Source organism: Janthinobacterium sp. TND4EL3 (assembly GCF_900156175.1).
Taxonomy (GTDB): domain Bacteria; phylum Pseudomonadota; class Gammaproteobacteria; order Burkholderiales; family Burkholderiaceae_D; genus Janthinobacterium.
Map to the genome: position 1 here is coordinate 89,500 of NZ_FTMV01000018.1, position 15,108 is coordinate 104,607.

Here is a 15,108-nt window from a genome sequence, read left to right on the forward strand (position 1 = left end):
ATGTCAGCGCTCGTCGCGGCATGCAACACCACCACGCATCGCTCTGGCTTGCCCGCGAACGCCGGCCATACACACGCGTCGTGCGAAAACGGGGGCGACATTAAAGGTCGGTGGCTGGAATATCCTTCAACTACGCTGCCAGCGTCCAGTTAACCTGCATCAACACTTTAGTTTCCCAACTGGCACCGGGTGGCATCCAGTCTTATCAGGCGAGAATCTCCGCGCCTACAAGCTTGCCACCCTCATCAAAATCAAAATAAATATCAGGCCCCACATATTCCAGCAAATCGCGCAGACGAATTTGTTTTCTTGAAATACCCGCCACTCCGTCCCTAGGATGATCCGGAAGAATTAAATAAGCAACATCGTCATCATCCGCACTTACTTCCAGCGTCATCTTTCTTGTCATATACTAAAAACCTCCGGCGTTTCCATTATATTTACTACGTCCTCGCACTTACTGAGTTACGGATCAATGGTGGCTGTTCTGCGGCGCCGGCAGGCGCCTGTTGGCGTGGAGCCGTCTTCAGCGCACCGCTATATTGCATGCCAGGAGCATCGTCTGGGCGTCTGGAAAATCCATTTTTCAGATAGAAGTCCGCTTTTCCCTTCGCGCAAAAAAGCTGGATGTCTTCTACTCCCAACAAATGGCACCGATCGACAAGCAGCTTCAATAGCTGTTCGCCTAGATTGCGACGCTGGTATTCAGGGTGCACAATCATTTCTGTAATGAATGCATGCAACTTGCCATCTGAAATTGCACGCGCAAATGCTACCAGCCTATCTTCATCATAGGCCGACACCGAAGCCCACGAAGCACCTAGCGCGTCGGCATAAAAGCCGACATCTCGTTCAATCGGCCCCCAATTCGTTGTGTCGTAGAGGTTCTTGAACGATTCGGCAGCAGGGGATTCCAAAGAGAAGGTGATGTTCATATAGCAAAGTCCCATGAGCCAATAGAAAACCCATTTTGAACGTTCGCTACGCCTAGTGGAAGTTTTCCGTGTCTTTGATTTGACCGCCACGCGGTAAGCAGGGCAGGATTTCCCTTGAAGGCCCGAAGCAGAATCCCAAGCATACCATGGCATATTTGCCCAGCGTGTCGAGACACCTGATTGGACGACGCAGCAATTGTGGGCGCCCGTAACGGTGCGCAAGCAGCCAGATATTCTCTCTTCGCTTCGGGCATGCGCACGGCGGCGACATCGTCGACGCAGCACGCGGCGGTCTATCACACCACCTGCAGCACCAGCAATTTCTTGGGCTTGCCTGCCGTTAGCGCAACGTCGGCTAGCGTGCCAGGCAAGTCATGCAAAATATCCAGGGCGATGGCAAAATCCTCCACGGCCTGCATCTGCATGTACCTGGAGTCGCGCCACACGATCACGATATCCTGTTCCTGCAATCCGTCCAATCCGGACCACAGGGAATCGGCCAGCGCGTCCCAGCCGTGATGTCCATGCAATGGGGGATCAAGCGGAAACGTGGCGCGCATGCCATCAAAGAACTGGTCCTTGGACGCAATGTGCGAGGGGAAACAGAAGACGCGCTTGCCATCCGTGTGCGCAGCGAGCATGACTTTCTCCGCAGTAAGCTCATCTACAGCGAAAAAACCCTTGATGCTCCACATGTCGACTCTCCTGTCACGACGCTCGCCAGGCGAAAGCACGGCGCTGCTGTTGCAAGCGCTGCCATGCTAGCATGCCCGTCTGCGCCCCGGGCGCCCTCTGTTGGAGTTCGCATGAACACGCTTTCCACCGCCGAAATGGACCTGCAGGACTGGCATCGACGTGCGCTGGTCGCCCATGCGGGCGAACTGTGGGCCGCTCTGCCTGGCACCTGCGATATCGACCGCGCGCACGTGCAAGTGCCTGGGGCGGCCGCCACCGCCCGCCCCCCATCGACGGTATAATCGGCCTCGCTTATTTCAACACCCAGGCACGACATGACTTCCTCCGCACTTCCTCCCGACACTTCCACCGACCTTTCCGACAGCACCGAAGACAATAACGACGCTACCCTGGTCGCGGAACTGGGGGAACTGGCCGAGCATATCCGCCTGGTCAAGATGGAAGGCCGCGTCTTCGTGCGCTTTTCCGGCGTCGTCAAGGCCGGGCACCTGGTGGTGCCGTATGCGCTGGTGCCAAGCCAGGGCGTGCTGGCGCGGCCGGCCAAGTGGCGCAAGATGGACCGCGAGACCAAGCTGGCGCTGGTGCGCGAACGGGCCAGCGCGGCCGTCTTCGAGGAGCTGCGCCAGCACGTGGTCGATTTCGTCGCCGATATCGCGGGCCTGAGCGAGGACGTGGACACGGACCCGATGGTCTTCCTGCACACGCTGGGCGACATGCAGACGTCGGAGCCGGCCGGCATGGTCTTCGACCGCATCCGCCAGCGCTTCAACCACGCCATCGAGCGCCAGCAGGAAGAACAGCACGCGGCGCGCACGCGCCAGAGCATCAACCTGGCCGAGTATCCGGCCTCGTTCGAGATGGCGCGCCGCCTGCCGCGCCGCTTCATCGCCCTGCTGGGACCGACGAACTCCGGTAAGACGCACCGCGCCATGGAAGCGCTGGTCAAGGCAAAGAGCGGCATCTATCTCGCGCCATTGCGCCTGCTGGCCCTGGAAAACTATGAACGCCTGCAGGAAGCCGCGCCGCACGGCAAACCGCTGGCCGTGAGCCTGATCACGGGCGAGGAGCGCCGGGTCGTCGACGGCGCCACGCACGTGGCCAGCACGGTGGAAATGCTGGACACGAAAACCGTCGTCGAGGTGGCCGTCATCGATGAAATCCAGATGCTGGCCGACCCGGACCGGGGCGCCGCGTGGACGGCGGCCGTCTGCGGCGCACCCGCCCACACCGTCTACCTGGTGGGGGCGCCGGAAGCGCGGCGCGCCATCGAGGCGCTGGCCGAACGCCTGGACTGCCCGCTGGAGGTGCATGTATTGAAGCGCATGGCACCCCTGTCGATGGAGCCGACGGCCGTGCGCAAGGTGCGCAACCTGCGCCGCGGCGACGCCGTCATCGCCTTTTCGCGCCGCGAAGTACTGATGTGGCGCGACATGATCACGGAAACGGGATTATCGGTGGCCACCGTCTACGGCAACCTGTCGCCCGAAGTGCGGCGCGCGCAGGCGCAGCGCTTCCGCGACGGCACGGCCGACATCGTCGTCGGCACGGATGCGCTGGCGATGGGCCTGAACATGCCGATCGCGCGCATCGTCATGACTACCTGCGTCAAATACAATGGCCGCGAAGAGGAAGAGATTTCTGCGGCGCTGGCGCGCCAGATCGCCGGACGAGCGGGCCGCTACGGCGTGCATGAAGAGGGCCTGGTGGCCGGCTACGACAACGAGACGCATGAAGTGATGCGCGCGCTGCTCAAGGAAAAACTGCACCCGCTCAACACCAGCGGCTTTGCCGTGGCGCCCTCGCTGGAACACCTGCACCGCATTTCGTCGGTGACGGGCGAGCTGTCGCTCAGTAAACTGCTGCGACGCTTCATCCACAATATCGACGTGCCGGACGGCTTCTTCTTCCCGCGCATCACGGAAGACCAGAAGGAACGCGCAGTCTGGCTCGACACCCTGCCCCTGTCCGTGGCCGACAAATTTACCCTGTCGCTGGTGCCGATCTCGAGCAAGGTGCCGTCCCTGCAGACGGCGTGGGAACACTGGGCGAAGAATCTGTCGCAGGGAAAAACCAGCACCTTGCGCCAGCACGCGTACGGCGGCGGCACGCAGAACCTGCAGCAGGTCGAAGACACCTGCCGCTACTATTCCGCGTATGCGTGGCTCAGCTACCGCCTGCCCGAATTCTTCCCCGATATCGCGGTGGCGCAAAACCTGTCGCGCGACGCCTCGGAACGGGTCGATTCCATCCTGCGCGCGCACAATGCGGCCTCGCGCGGGCGGTCGAAGAAGTTCAAATAGGCGTCAGCGCAATTCCCAGAACCACACTTCGGCGCAAGTCCAGTAGCATTCGCTGCCGCACACCTGCACGCCGATGGATGGCAGCAGGATGTCGATATGCCCGCCCGCACCGCCCAGGTAGCCGGGAATGCGGAAAAAGGCCACCAGGCCCTGGCGCTGGCCGATGCCGGCGATGGCCGCATCCCGGTTGAATTTTTCGGGCGCGCCAAACATCGAGGGGCTGGCCAGCATGTGCGCCAGCTTGGCCTGTCCCGGCTCGATCAGCGCGCCCTTGAACGGTCCCTTGCGGATGGCCATGCGGCCTTTGAGCTGGACGCCGGCCTTGATCAGGGCCAGGCTGACGCGGATGGCGCAGGTATTGGCGAAACTGTCCTTGCCGATCAAGTCTTCCCAGCCAATTTCACCGAACAGGGCGGCCTGGTCGACGGCGGCCACGCTCGAATAATTCTCTCGCAGCTTGATGAATGCAGGTTTCACGTCAGCCTCCCGTGGGTGATGGAGTGGAACAGGGAAAACGCCGCGCCAGGATGGCGACGACCAGGGCCGATGCGTCGCCCTGGCGGACGCGGGCCGGCAGCTTTTTCAGTTCAACGATGACTTGCGCATCGATTTCCACCGTTTTCAGGCGGCCCGTGTCGCACCACTGCCGGCCCTGCGCCCCATCGGCCACGCCGGCCAGATAGCCTTTCGCATAACGCTGACCGAGCAGGAAAGCGGGATCTGGCGCCTCCCCCGCCGCCGGTAGCTTCTGGTAATACGCGATCAGCTGCTCGGCGCTCAGGCGTGGGGCCGGCGCGTAGATGCCGCCCTGCGCACGCGCGCTCGGCAGGCACAGGCACAGCGCAACGACGAGCAAGGGTAAATGCATGGCCAGCCCTGGTCAGCGGGGAACGTCTGGCCGATTATAGGAGGATGGCGCGACCTCGCCCTGAGCGAGGTCAAGCGATATGCATTACGGCTTGGCCGCCGCGTAGTGCAGCTTGAGCACCAGTCCATTATGGTCATCAGCCATGTAGATATCGCCATCCTGCCCCTGCTTCACGTCGACGGGCGCGCCCCTGCCCTGCTTGCCCTTGCGCTCCCAGTTGCTGATCAATTCAACGGACTTGCCCAGCGGGGCGCCGGCCTTGTCGGGCAGCAGCGCCACCAGGCGGTGGCCGTTGCTGCGGTAGCCGTGATAGCCGATGATCAGGCTGTTCCTGTACAGCTCCGGGAAGCGGCTGGCCGTGTAAAACGTCATGCCCAGAGGCGCTGCGTGGCCGGGCAGCAGGCGCTGCGGCGCCACGTACTTGCCGGCGCACGCCGTCTTCGGGTATTCGGGGCTGGCCACATTGTCGTCGTAGCAGTAGGGCCAGCCGTAGTGCCCGTCGGCCTTGATCAGGTTCAGCTCTTCATGCGGCAGGTTTTCGTCGCTTTTCAGCTGCGGCATGGCCGCCTGGATGGCGTCGCGCGCATTTTCCGCCTGCCACAGTTCGCCCGTGGCCGGATGGAAGGCCAGCGCCATCGAATTGCGCAAGCCGCGCGCATGCGTGCGCCAGCCCGTCACGGTGCCGGCCGGCCAGGCCATCTTGTATTCGCGGATGGCGCCCAGCGCTTCCGGACCTTCCGCCGAAGCACAGGCCTTGGCCGGATCGGGCGCCTTGCCATCGTTCTCGCAATGGTCGGTGCTCGAACCCACGTTCACATACAGGTCGCCCGTAGGGCCGAAGCGCATGTTCGTCAGCAGGTGCAAGCCCAGGCCCGGCAGGCGCGGCGTCCTGGCCGTGCCGCCGATGATGTCGGTGGTGGCGCGGGCCGGGTCGCGCAGGTCGAAGCGGAAGATGCGTCCCACCTCGCCCACGTAGACCATGCCGTCCGGTCCCTGCACGATGCCGTTCGGGCGGTCGAGCTTGTCGAGCAGCAGCTTGCGCTCGTAACCGGCACCGGCCGCCTTGCGCTGCAACAGCCACAATTTACCCTGCTTCGGCGCCCATCCCGTCATGTCCGTGACGAGAATGTCGCCATTCGTCAGCGGCAGCACGCCACGGGGGAATTTCAGGCCGTCGGCCAGCACGGCCACGCAAAAACCGGCCGGCGTGGTGACGTCGAGGCGCGGCATGCCGTCGCACTGGGCATTGACGGCCGCCATGGCGGGAGTGGCGGCGCTGGCCAGGCAGGCGGCCAGGGCGCAGATGATCATCTTCTCGTTCATTATGGTGTTTCCAACAGGGGTAATCGGGGCAGCACGGCGCGCGCATTGGCGCTGGTGGCAGCTGCCACTTGCGCGATATCAAGGCCGCGCAGTTCGGCCAGCACGGCGCCGATGCGCGGCAGTTCTTCGGGGCTGTTGCGGCCCGGGTGTATCCAGCTGGGAGAAATATCGGGCGCGTCCGTCTCCAGCACGATGGCGTCCAAAGGCAGGTCCGTCGCCATGCGGCGTATCTGCAAGGCGCGCGTAAACGTCATCGCGCCGCCGAAACCGAGCTTGAAACCGAGGGCTATATAACCCTGCGCCTGCTGGAAGCTGCCGTTGAACGCATGGGCGATGCCGCCGTTCGGGCGGATCTGGCGCGCGTGCTTGAGGACGATGTCCTGCGAGCGGCGCACGTGGGCCAGCACGGGAAGGCCGAAGTCGCGGGCGATTTTCAGCTGCTCGCGCAGGAAATGCTCCTGCTTGACGCGCATGGCCGGTTCGCACAGCATGGGAAGGAAGAAATCGAGGCCGATCTCGCCGATGGCGACAAAGCGCGGGTCGTTCATCGCCAGCGCCACGGCATCGCGCAGGGCGATCAAATCGTCCTCGGTGGCCTGCGGCACGTAGATCGGGTGGATGCCGAGCGCATAGCTCGCGTTGGCCGACGTTGCCGCCAGATCGCGCACGATGGCGAAATTGGCCCGTTCGACGGCGGGGACGACGATCATCGCCACGCCCTGCGCGGCCGCGCGCGCCGCCACCTGCGGCGATTCGCTGCCGAATTCATGCGCGTCGAGGTGGCAATGCGTGTCGATCCACAGCATGGCGAAGCTCCTTAATATTGGTACGGCTGCAGCCCTTCGTCCGTCAGGCGCAGCACGCGGTCGCAGCGCCTGGCCAGTTCGATATCGTGCGTGACGATGACGAAGGCCGTGCCCAGGGTGCGCGACAGTTCCAGCATCAGGTCGAAGATCTGTTCGGCCGTGGCGTGATCGAGGTTGCCCGTCGGTTCATCGGCCAGCACGCAGGCCGGCTGCGTGACGAGGGCGCGGGCCAGGGCCACGCGCTGGCGCTCGCCGCCCGACAATTCGCCGGGCGTGTGCGTGACGCGCTTGGCCAGGTTCACGCGCGTCAAAATCTGCTGCGCCAGTTCGGTGGCCGGGGCGCGTTTCATGCGGCGTATCATCAGCGGCATGGCGACGTTGTCCAGCGCGGAAAACTCGGGCAGCAGGTGGTGGAACTGGTAGACGAAGCCCAGCGAAGCATTGCGCAAGTCGCCGCGCGCCTTTTCGCTGAGGGTGGCGAAATCCTTGCCCAGCAGGGTCACCTTGCCGCTGGTGGGCGTATCGAGCCCGCCCAGCAGGTGCAGCAGGGTCGATTTGCCCGAACCGGAGGCGCCGACGATGGCGACGCGCTCGCCGCGGTGCACGTCAATATCGATGCCGGCCAGCACCTGCACCTTGTAGCTGCCCTGCGTAAAAGTCTTGCCCAGGCCACGGCAGCTAAGGACGGCGGAATCGGCGGAAGCGCCGTTGGAGGCAGGTTTGTTCAGATCGGTCATGGTCGTATTCAGTGGTTTATTCATAGCGCAGGGCTTCCGCAGGTTTGACGCGGGCAGCCCACCAGCTCGGGTACAGGGTCGCCAAGAAGGCGAGGATCACGGCCAGCACGCCGATCTTGCTGACGTCGGGCCAGCGCAGGTCGGACGGCACGGTGCTGATGAAATAGATGTCCTTGGAGAGGAACTGCACGCCCAGCAGGTGCTCGATGAAGGGCACGATGACGTCGATGTTCATCGCCACCAGCACGCCGCCGCCCACGCCCAGGATCGTCCCCAGGATGCCCACCAGCGCGCCCTGGATCATGAAGATCTTCATGATGGAACGGGGCGAGGCGCCCAGGGTGCGCAGGATCGCGATATCGGCCTGCTTGTCCGTCACCGTCATCACCAGCGTCGAGACGAGGTTGAAGGCGGCCACGGCGATGATCAGGGTCAGGATGATGAACATCATGCGTTTTTCCGTCTGCACGGCGGCAAACCAGTTGGCGTTCAGCTTGGACCAGTCGCGCAGCCACAGGTCGCCCGGCATGGATTTCTTCAGTTCGGCCGCCACTTGCGGCGCCTGGTTCATGTCGGCCAGGCGCAAACGCAGGCCGGACGGGCCATCGAGGCGCAGCAGGCGCTGGCCGTCTTCGATATTGATGAAGGCCAAACCGGCGTCGAATTCATTGTGGCCCGCCTGGAAGATGCCGCTGACGGTAAAGCTGCGCATGCGCGGCAGCACGCCGGCCGGCGTGACCTGGCCCTGCGCCAGCATCAAGGTGACTTTTTCGCCGAGGTTGACCCGCAAGGCGCGCGCCAGCTCGATGCCCAGCACGATATTGAAGGTGCCCGGCTGCAGCGCCTTGAAGCTGCCCATGCGCGTCTGGCCTGCCACGTCGGACACGTTCGGCTCTTCCTCGGGCAGCACGCCGCGCACGATGGCGGGGCGCAGGGCATCGTCGCGCAGCAGCATGCCTTGCGTTTCCACAAACGGCGCGGCGCCCTTCACGGCCGGATTTTTAAAAGCCTGCGCCGCTTCCGCGCGCCAGTCGGGCATGCTGCCGCTATTGTCGAACACTTCCACGTGGGCCAGCACGGACAGCATGCGGTCCGTCACTTCCTTCTGGAAGCCGTTCATCACGGACAGCACGACGATCAGCGCCGCCACGCCCAGGCCGATGCCGGCCATGGAAATGAGCGAGATGAAGGAGATAAAACTGTTGCGGCCACTGCGCTTGCCGGCCCGCGTGTAGCGCAGGCCGACCAGCCATTCGAAGGGCAAATTCTTGAAAATACTCATTATTCAGGCGGTCTTTATCGTTTCTTGGAGTGTTATTCGTAGCGCAGGGCCTCGGCCGGTTTGACGCGCGCGGCGCGCCAGCTCGGGTAGATGGTGGCCACCAGCGCCAGGCCAAAGGCGATCAGGCCGATCTGCGCCACGTCGAGCCAATGCACGTCCGACGGCACGGCGCTGATCTGGTAGATTTCCTTGGAGATGAAGTGCAGGCCGAAGATGCTTTCGATGAAGGGCACGATGACGCCCACGTTCAGCGCCAGCACGACGCCGCCGATCACGCCCAAAGCACTGCCCAGCAAGCCCACCAGCGCGCCCTGGATCATGAAGATCTTCATGATGGAGAACGGCGAGGCGCCCAGCGTGCGCAGGATGGCGATATCGGCCTGCTTGTCGGTGACCGACATCACCAGGGTCGAGACGAGGTTGAACGCGGCCACGGCGATGATCATGCTGAGGATGATGAACATCATGTTCTTCTGGCTTTGCACCAGCGCATACCAGCTGGCGCTGGCGCGCGACCAGTCGCGCATCCACAGCTGGCCCGGCATCGTTGCCTTCAGTTCGCGCGCCACCTGGGGCGCCTTGTTCATGTCGTGCAGGCGCAGGCGCAGGCCGGACGGGCCGTCGAGCTGCAGCAGCTGCTGCGCGTCCTGCATGTTGACGAAGGCCAGGCTGCCATCGAGTTCATTATGACCTGCCTCAAAGATGCCCGATACCTTGAGCGCGCGCATGCGCGGCATGACGATGCCATTGGCCGGGTCGCCCGCCCTCGGCTCGCGTTCCAGCATCAGGGTCACGTTCTGCCCCACTTTCACGTCGAGCGCCTTGGCCAGGTCGATACCGAGCACGATGTTGTAGGAACCGGGGGTCAGCGCATCGAAACTGCCCTGCTTCATCTGGCCTGCCACGCTGGAGACGGTGGCTTCCTGCTGCGGCAGCACGCCGCGCACGACGGACGGGCGCATGGTTTCGTCATTGAGCAGCATGCCCTGGGTTTCCACGAAAGGCGACACGGCTTTCACTTGCGGGTTGGCGTAGGCGGCGCGCTCCTGCGCCTGCCAGTTCGGCATGGAGCCGCTCGTGTCGAACACCTCGACGTGGGCCAGCACCGACATCAGCCGGTCGGTCACTTCCTTCTGGAAGCCGTTCATGACGGAGAGGACGACGATCAGGGCGGCCACGCCCAGGCCGATGCCGGCCACGGAAATGAGGGAGATGAAGGAAATGAAGCTGTTGCGGCCACTGCGTTTCCCGGCGCGCGTATAGCGCACGCCGACCTGCCACTCAAAAGGAAATTGTTTGATGATGCTCATGCGCTCCCGCGACAACGATGATATGCGAGCGCGCAGTGTGCCACACAATGGGCATTTCATGCATCAAGTCTGCGTGAAACAGCGCACAGCTAGCCTATTTTGCCTCCTGCGCCAGGCCGAAAACGCGCAACAGCTGCCCCGCAAGCGCATATTGCCGCATCTGCGCCAGGGTCAGACGGTGCAGCTGGTCGATGCGCCGCTGCTGCAGCGTGAAATAGCTGTCGCGCGTCTGGATGACCTGCTGCAGGTTGCGCCGGCCCGCCTCGTACTGGATGGTCCCGCCGCGCACGACGAAGGCCATCTTCTTTTCCTGCTCGTCGAGCAGGTCCAGCGTGCGCCGCGCATTGGCGATGCGCGGCAGCATGCTGGCCAGGTCGGCGCGCGTGCCCTGCTCGGCGCGCGCCACGTCCGCCTCGGCCGCCTGGGCGCGGCTGATGCTTTCGTCGCGCTGCGCCAGGCTGCCGCCGCCGAGCGGGATTTCCCAGGAGACCCCCACCGACCAGCCCCGCTGCTGGATGGTCGACGGCGGCGGCGTGGTCTTGTTATTGAGCAGATGGCTGACGTTCAGGTCGATTTTGGGGGCCAGGGTGGCCGCCACGCCGCGCACGCGCAACCGGGCCGCGGCAGCCCGCTCGCGCGCGGCGCGCAACTGCGCCTGCTGCGTATCGGCATTCTCCAGCGCCTGCGCCGGCAGCGGCGCAAAGGCGAAATCGGCAAACTGCGCCACCGGCTCGAAAGCCAGCGCCTCGAGCTTGATGCGCGCCGCCTGCTGGTCCGTCAGCAAGCCGTCGTGCACCAGTTCCGCGTCCAGCTGCGAACTTTGCGCCAGTTCGCGGTCCACTTCCGACGATTTGCCCAGTTCCGCCTGGCGCGCCACCTGCCGCACCAGCTGCGTCACGTCGCGCAGGCGTTCCTGCGACTGCTGCAGGCCGCGTTCCAGGCGCTGCATGTCGAAATACGCTTCGGCCAGCTTTTCCGCGCTTTCCGCGCGCGCCCGCTCCACGTCGAAGGCGGCGCCCGCCATCTCGCGCTCGGCCGCATCGAGTTCGGCGCGGTCGGCGCCGCCGTTGTACACGTTCCAGCGCACGCTCGCTTCCACCTGGTGCGTGCGGCGCTCGACCTCCTGCGTCCCATCGAGATCGTTGCTGCGCCCCCGCGTCGCCTGCAGACCCGCAGTCGGGAACAGGCGTGAACGGGCCTGCTTGTAGCGCGCTTCTGTGGCGGCCAGCGCCGCCTGCGCCGCGATCACCTGCGGATCGCGCGGCACGGCGCGCGCCAGCAAGGCTGGCAGGCCGCGCGCGGACTGGACGGATAAGGTGCCGGGGAGCTGCGCCTGCGCCGCCATGCCGGCGCACGCCAGTGTGATAAATATCAAGAAAGCACGCATCACCGCTCCTGCAGGGAAGACTGCAAGCCGCGCAGCACGGGCTTGAACACATATTGCAGCACCGAGCGGCGGCCCGTCAGGATGCCCACGTCGACGGGCATGCCTGGCGTCACCGGCAATACCTTGCCGTGCGCCGTCAGTTGGCTGCGGTCGGTGCTCAGCTGCACCTCAAAGTACGGTTCGTTGCGTTCGTCGGGAATCGCGTCCGCCCCCACGCGCACCACTTGCGCCTGCATGCGGCCGTAGGTGGTGGCGTCGTACGCCAGCACATTCGCCGACGCGCTCTGTCCCACATGGATAAAACCGATGTCCGACGGTTTCACGCGCACGGAGATCAGCATTTCCGAGTCGGCAGGCACGATTTCCAGGATAGGTTTACCCGGCTGCGCCACGCCGCCGACGGTTGCCACCAGCACGCGGTTGACGACGCCGTCGACGGGCGCCGTTACGTCGCGCCGGCTTACCTGGTCCTGCTGGCCTTTCACGGTGCTGGCCAGGGCGCCGGCCTTGGTTTCATATTCGCTGCGCTGCGCGCCCCACTGGCCGCGCATGCGCGCTTCCACTTCGCCCGCCTGCGCCTGCGCCTCGGCCAGCGTGGCCGTCAGGCGCGGCACGGAGCTGCGCAGGCTGTCGAGTTCCGTGCGCTGCTGCTGCACGCGCTGCTGCGCATTCAGGTAGTCGCCGCGCGAACCGGCGCCCTCTTTGAAGAGCCTCTCCTCGATGGACAGGCTTTCCAGGGCGATTTTCAGGCCTGTATCCAGCTGGGCGATGCGGCTGTGCGCCTCGGCCAGCTCGCCGCGGCGGCGCGTCACGCCTTCGCGCGCGGCCGCCGTGGCCGAGGCGAATTCGCGCTGGCCGTCGCGCCACAGCTGCGTTTCCTTGGCGATCAGCTCGGGCGCTTCTTTCTGCCATTCCGGCGCAAACTGGGGCGTGCCGCCGGACAGCAGCGCATCGAGGCGCGCCCTGCCCGCCAGCGCGGCCAGGCGATTCTGCACGCTGGCGCCCAGGTTGGCTTCGTACTGGGCCGTGTCCAGGCGCAGCAGCAAGTCGCCGCGGCGCACGCGCTGGCCCGGTTTCACCAGCATTTCACGCACGATGCCCCCTTCCAGGCTTTGCACTTCCTGCAGGTGCGATGGCGGCGTGATGGCGCCGCGGCCATTCACGGACACGTCGAGCTGGGCGAACATGGCCCAGGCCAGCACCAGCACCAGCAGCACGGACGTCAAGGCCAGCATGCGGATGACGATGCGCTGCGGTTCGCGTTCCGGGTCCGGGTGGGCCGCCGGCAGCGGGCGGGCATTCACGGCGCTCATGCCGCCACTCCCTGTTCCGCCACGGGCTTGGCCGTCTGGCTGTTCAAGACGCGCATGACGTCATCGCGCGGGCCGTCGGCCACGATGCGCCCCTTGTCGAAGACGATCAGGCGGTCCACCAGCGCCAGCATGGCCATGCGGTGCGTCACCAGCACGATGGTCGTCTCTTTTAAGGTACGCAGCCGGCCGATCAGCCGCTGCTCGGTGGCCGGGTCGAACATGCTGCTCGGCTCATCGAGCAGCAGCATCGGCGGTTTCGCCAGCAAGGCGCGGGCCATGGCCACGGCTTGCCGCTGGCCGCCGGACAGGCGCTCGCCCCGCTCGCCCACTTCCGTCGCCACACCCTTGGGCAGCTGGGTGATGATGTCGTCGAGGCAGGCCAGGCGGATGGCGTCGAGCAGGCTCTCGTCGTCGGGCTGGCTGCGTCCCAGTTCGATGTTTTCGCGCAGGGTGCCATGGAACAGGGTGACGTCCTGCGGCACGTAGCCGATCTGGCGGCGCAGGCTCAAGGGGTCCAGCTGGGTGCTGGCCAGGTCGTCGAACAGCACGCTGCCGCTTTGCGGGCCGTACTGGTTCAGCAGCAAGCGCAGCAAGGTGCTCTTGCCGGAACCGAGCTTGCCGATCACGCCGACCCGTTCGCCGGGGCGGATGTGCAGGTTGAGCTTATCGAGCAGCGGCGGCGAATTCGGGTAGGCAAAGCCCACGTCGCGAAATTCGATGCGCCCGGACAGGGGCGGCGCCTGCAGGCTGGCCGCGTCGTCGTCGGTGGGCGCTTCCATGATTTTATTAAGTGCGTGGTACGACAGCTTGGTCTGTTCCCAGCGCATGATCAGGCCCGCGATCTGGCTCACGGGCGCCAGGGCGCGGCCCGTCAGCATGCTCACGGCGATGATCTGGCCCAGGGTCAGCAGATGCTCGCCCATCAGCAAGGCGCCCGTGGCCACCACGGCCACGCCGGACAGGGCCAGCACGGCCGTGTTGATGTAGTTGACCCGGCTGACGATTTCGCGCGTCTCGACGCTGTTGGCGGCGATGGCCACCGTCAGGCTTTCCCATTTGCGCCGGCTCCAGGCTTCGGCGCCCAGCGCCTTGATGGTGTCGAGGCCATTCATGGTTTCAAACAGGTGCGCCGTGCGCTGCGCGCTTTCCTGCATCGAGGCGGCCACGTGGCGCGCCAGGGCCGCGCGCGAGGCGAAGGCGACCAGCAGCAGGATCGGGATGACTGCCAGGGGCACGAGCACGAGCCAGCCGCCGACCAGGGCGATCACCAGCAGGAACAGCAGCAGGAACGGCAAGTCGCCGAGGGTGGTCAGGGTCGTGGAAGCGAAGAATTCGCGCACGGATTCGAAATCGCGCACGGTATTGGCCAAAGTTCCCCCCGAGGCGGGCCGGCTGGCCGCGCGCAGGCGCAAGCACTGGGCGAAGATGTTCGACGACAGCGCCACGTCCATGCGGCGCGACGCCGTTTCCACCAGTTCGCCGCGCAGCAGGCGCAGGGCCAGCTCGAAGCCCGTCAGCGTCACGACGGCAATCGTCAGCACCCACAGGCTGGACGTGGCATTGTTCGGGATCACGCGGTCATACACGGCCATCGCATAGAACGGCACCAGCGCGCCGATGATATTGAGCACCAGGGTGCCCAGCAGGGCCCAGCGGAAGATCCAGCGGTTACGGTTGAAGACATCCCAGAACCAGCGGCCCGCCGCCGGCATGCTGTAGAGTAAGCTGCGCTGGTCGAAAAACATGACGGGCCGCACGGCTACCCAGCGTCCATCGGGCACTTCCCGCGCCAGCGCGGCGGCGTCGAGCCAGGCACTGCCGGCGATGCCGGGCACATGGCATTCATATTTACCGTCGGCAATGGCCAGTACCACCAGCGCCTGCCCTTCCCCGTTGAGCAGCAAGGCCGGCATTTCCGTGGGGCGGCGCGGCTTGTCTATCGGCAACGCGGTGCCGGCCAGGGTGGCGTGCGCCAGCGCCTGTTCGAGAAAGTCGGCCGCGGCCGGGTCTGCCTGGGCCGCCACGCTGGCGCGCAGGCGCTCGGCCTGCACGGTCACGCCGAAAAAGCGTGCCAGGAAGACGATGGCGTCGGCGATGGCATCGGTGGAGATGCCGGCGGAAGCGGTCGAGGTGTCAAGGGGTGGGGTCATG

General features: G+C 65.0%; 15 protein-coding genes. 2 read left to right on the forward strand and 13 right to left on the reverse strand.

Annotated elements, in window-relative coordinates; genetic code table 11:
• Positions 1 to 205: 205 nt before the first annotated feature.
• The 3 genes from BXA07_RS23920 to BXA07_RS23930 form a co-directional block, all read right to left on the reverse strand.
• A complete protein-coding gene (locus tag BXA07_RS23920; protein WP_212592361.1) occupies positions 206 to 397 on the reverse strand; it encodes a DUF2283 domain-containing protein in 192 nt (63 codons plus the stop codon).
• Positions 398 to 443: 46 nt separating this feature from the next.
• Positions 444 to 935: a GNAT family N-acetyltransferase gene (locus BXA07_RS23925; RefSeq protein ID WP_076571562.1), complete on the reverse strand. Its 492-nt coding sequence runs from the start codon at positions 933 to 935 to the stop codon at positions 444 to 446.
• A gap of 296 nt (positions 936 to 1,231) precedes the next feature.
• On the reverse strand, positions 1,232 to 1,630 hold the full coding sequence (locus BXA07_RS23930) for a barstar family protein (RefSeq protein ID WP_076571565.1): 399 nt from the start codon (positions 1,628 to 1,630) through the stop codon (positions 1,232 to 1,234).
• 111 nt (positions 1,631 to 1,741) lie between these two features.
• On the opposite strand from BXA07_RS23930, the gene BXA07_RS30910 reads away from it, so the two are divergent.
• Together BXA07_RS30910 and BXA07_RS23935 are read left to right on the forward strand one after the other, a co-directional pair.
• Positions 1,742 to 1,912: a hypothetical protein gene (locus BXA07_RS30910; RefSeq protein WP_170909731.1), complete on the forward strand. Its 171-nt coding sequence runs from the start codon at positions 1,742 to 1,744 to the stop codon at positions 1,910 to 1,912.
• 33 nt (positions 1,913 to 1,945) lie between these two features.
• Positions 1,946 to 3,931 (forward strand): helicase-related protein, encoded by a 1,986-nt coding sequence (locus tag BXA07_RS23935; RefSeq protein ID WP_076571567.1) that lies wholly within the window; start codon positions 1,946 to 1,948, stop codon positions 3,929 to 3,931.
• A 3-nt stretch (positions 3,932 to 3,934) separates the two neighbouring features.
• Here the strand turns inward: BXA07_RS23935 and BXA07_RS23940 are convergent, their stop codons facing one another.
• From BXA07_RS23940 to BXA07_RS23985, 10 genes are all read right to left on the reverse strand, one after another.
• On the reverse strand, positions 3,935 to 4,408 hold the full coding sequence (locus BXA07_RS23940) for a T6SS effector amidase Tae4 family protein (protein ID WP_076571569.1): 474 nt from the start codon (positions 4,406 to 4,408) through the stop codon (positions 3,935 to 3,937).
• A gap of 1 nt (position 4,409) precedes the next feature.
• Complete coding sequence (locus BXA07_RS23945; RefSeq protein ID WP_139335734.1) at positions 4,410 to 4,799, reverse strand: Rap1a/Tai family immunity protein; 390 nt, start codon at positions 4,797 to 4,799, stop codon at positions 4,410 to 4,412.
• 84 nt (positions 4,800 to 4,883) lie between these two features.
• Complete coding sequence (locus BXA07_RS23950; RefSeq protein WP_076571573.1) at positions 4,884 to 6,122, reverse strand: PQQ-dependent sugar dehydrogenase; 1,239 nt, start codon at positions 6,120 to 6,122, stop codon at positions 4,884 to 4,886.
• Complete coding sequence (locus BXA07_RS23955; RefSeq protein ID WP_076571615.1) at positions 6,122 to 6,925, reverse strand: TatD family hydrolase; 804 nt, start codon at positions 6,923 to 6,925, stop codon at positions 6,122 to 6,124. Before BXA07_RS23955 ends, BXA07_RS23950 begins: the two co-directional genes overlap by 1 nt.
• Positions 6,926 to 6,939: 14 nt before the next feature.
• Entirely contained in the window at positions 6,940 to 7,665 is a 726-nt protein-coding gene (lolD, locus tag BXA07_RS23960) for a lipoprotein-releasing ABC transporter ATP-binding protein LolD (RefSeq protein ID WP_076571574.1), read from the reverse strand.
• 16 nt (positions 7,666 to 7,681) lie between these two features.
• Positions 7,682 to 8,947: a lipoprotein-releasing ABC transporter permease subunit gene (locus BXA07_RS23965; protein ID WP_076571576.1), complete on the reverse strand. Its 1,266-nt coding sequence runs from the start codon at positions 8,945 to 8,947 to the stop codon at positions 7,682 to 7,684.
• 32 nt (positions 8,948 to 8,979) lie between these two features.
• Positions 8,980 to 10,257, reverse strand: a complete 1,278-nt coding sequence (locus BXA07_RS23970) for a lipoprotein-releasing ABC transporter permease subunit (protein ID WP_076571578.1) — start codon at positions 10,255 to 10,257, stop codon at positions 8,980 to 8,982.
• Between the two features lie 94 nt (positions 10,258 to 10,351).
• Entirely contained in the window at positions 10,352 to 11,644 is a 1,293-nt protein-coding gene (locus BXA07_RS23975; protein WP_076571580.1) for a TolC family protein, read from the reverse strand.
• Positions 11,644 to 12,957 (reverse strand): HlyD family type I secretion periplasmic adaptor subunit, encoded by a 1,314-nt coding sequence (locus BXA07_RS23980; protein WP_076571582.1) that lies wholly within the window; start codon positions 12,955 to 12,957, stop codon positions 11,644 to 11,646. Before BXA07_RS23980 ends, BXA07_RS23975 begins: the two co-directional genes overlap by 1 nt.
• On the reverse strand, positions 12,954 to 15,107 hold the full coding sequence (locus tag BXA07_RS23985) for a type I secretion system permease/ATPase (protein WP_076571584.1): 2,154 nt from the start codon (positions 15,105 to 15,107) through the stop codon (positions 12,954 to 12,956). Before BXA07_RS23985 ends, BXA07_RS23980 begins: the two co-directional genes overlap by 4 nt.
• Position 15,108 lies beyond the last annotated feature (1 nt).

Coding starts and splice junctions, on each gene's coding strand:
- BXA07_RS23920 (WP_212592361.1), bottom strand. CDS start 397: ATGACGCTGGAAGTAAGTGCGGATGATGACGATGTTGCTTATTTAATT.
- BXA07_RS23925 (WP_076571562.1), bottom strand. CDS start 935: ATGAACATCACCTTCTCTTTGGAATCCCCTGCTGCCGAATCGTTCAAG.
- BXA07_RS23930 (WP_076571565.1), bottom strand. CDS start 1,630: ATGTGGAGCATCAAGGGTTTTTTCGCTGTAGATGAGCTTACTGCGGAG.
- BXA07_RS30910 (WP_170909731.1), top strand. CDS start 1,742: ATGAACACGCTTTCCACCGCCGAAATGGACCTGCAGGACTGGCATCGA.
- BXA07_RS23935 (WP_076571567.1), top strand. CDS start 1,946: ATGACTTCCTCCGCACTTCCTCCCGACACTTCCACCGACCTTTCCGAC.
- BXA07_RS23945 (WP_139335734.1), bottom strand. CDS start 4,799: ATGCATTTACCCTTGCTCGTCGTTGCGCTGTGCCTGTGCCTGCCGAGC.
- BXA07_RS23950 (WP_076571573.1), bottom strand. CDS start 6,122: ATGAACGAGAAGATGATCATCTGCGCCCTGGCCGCCTGCCTGGCCAGC.
- lolD (WP_076571574.1), bottom strand. CDS start 7,665: ATGACCGATCTGAACAAACCTGCCTCCAACGGCGCTTCCGCCGATTCC.
- BXA07_RS23965 (WP_076571576.1), bottom strand. CDS start 8,947: ATGAGTATTTTCAAGAATTTGCCCTTCGAATGGCTGGTCGGCCTGCGC.
- BXA07_RS23970 (WP_076571578.1), bottom strand. CDS start 10,257: ATGAGCATCATCAAACAATTTCCTTTTGAGTGGCAGGTCGGCGTGCGC.
- BXA07_RS23975 (WP_076571580.1), bottom strand. CDS start 11,644: ATGCGTGCTTTCTTGATATTTATCACACTGGCGTGCGCCGGCATGGCG.
- BXA07_RS23980 (WP_076571582.1), bottom strand. CDS start 12,957: ATGAGCGCCGTGAATGCCCGCCCGCTGCCGGCGGCCCACCCGGACCCG.
- BXA07_RS23985 (WP_076571584.1), bottom strand. CDS start 15,107: ATGACCCCACCCCTTGACACCTCGACCGCTTCCGCCGGCATCTCCACC.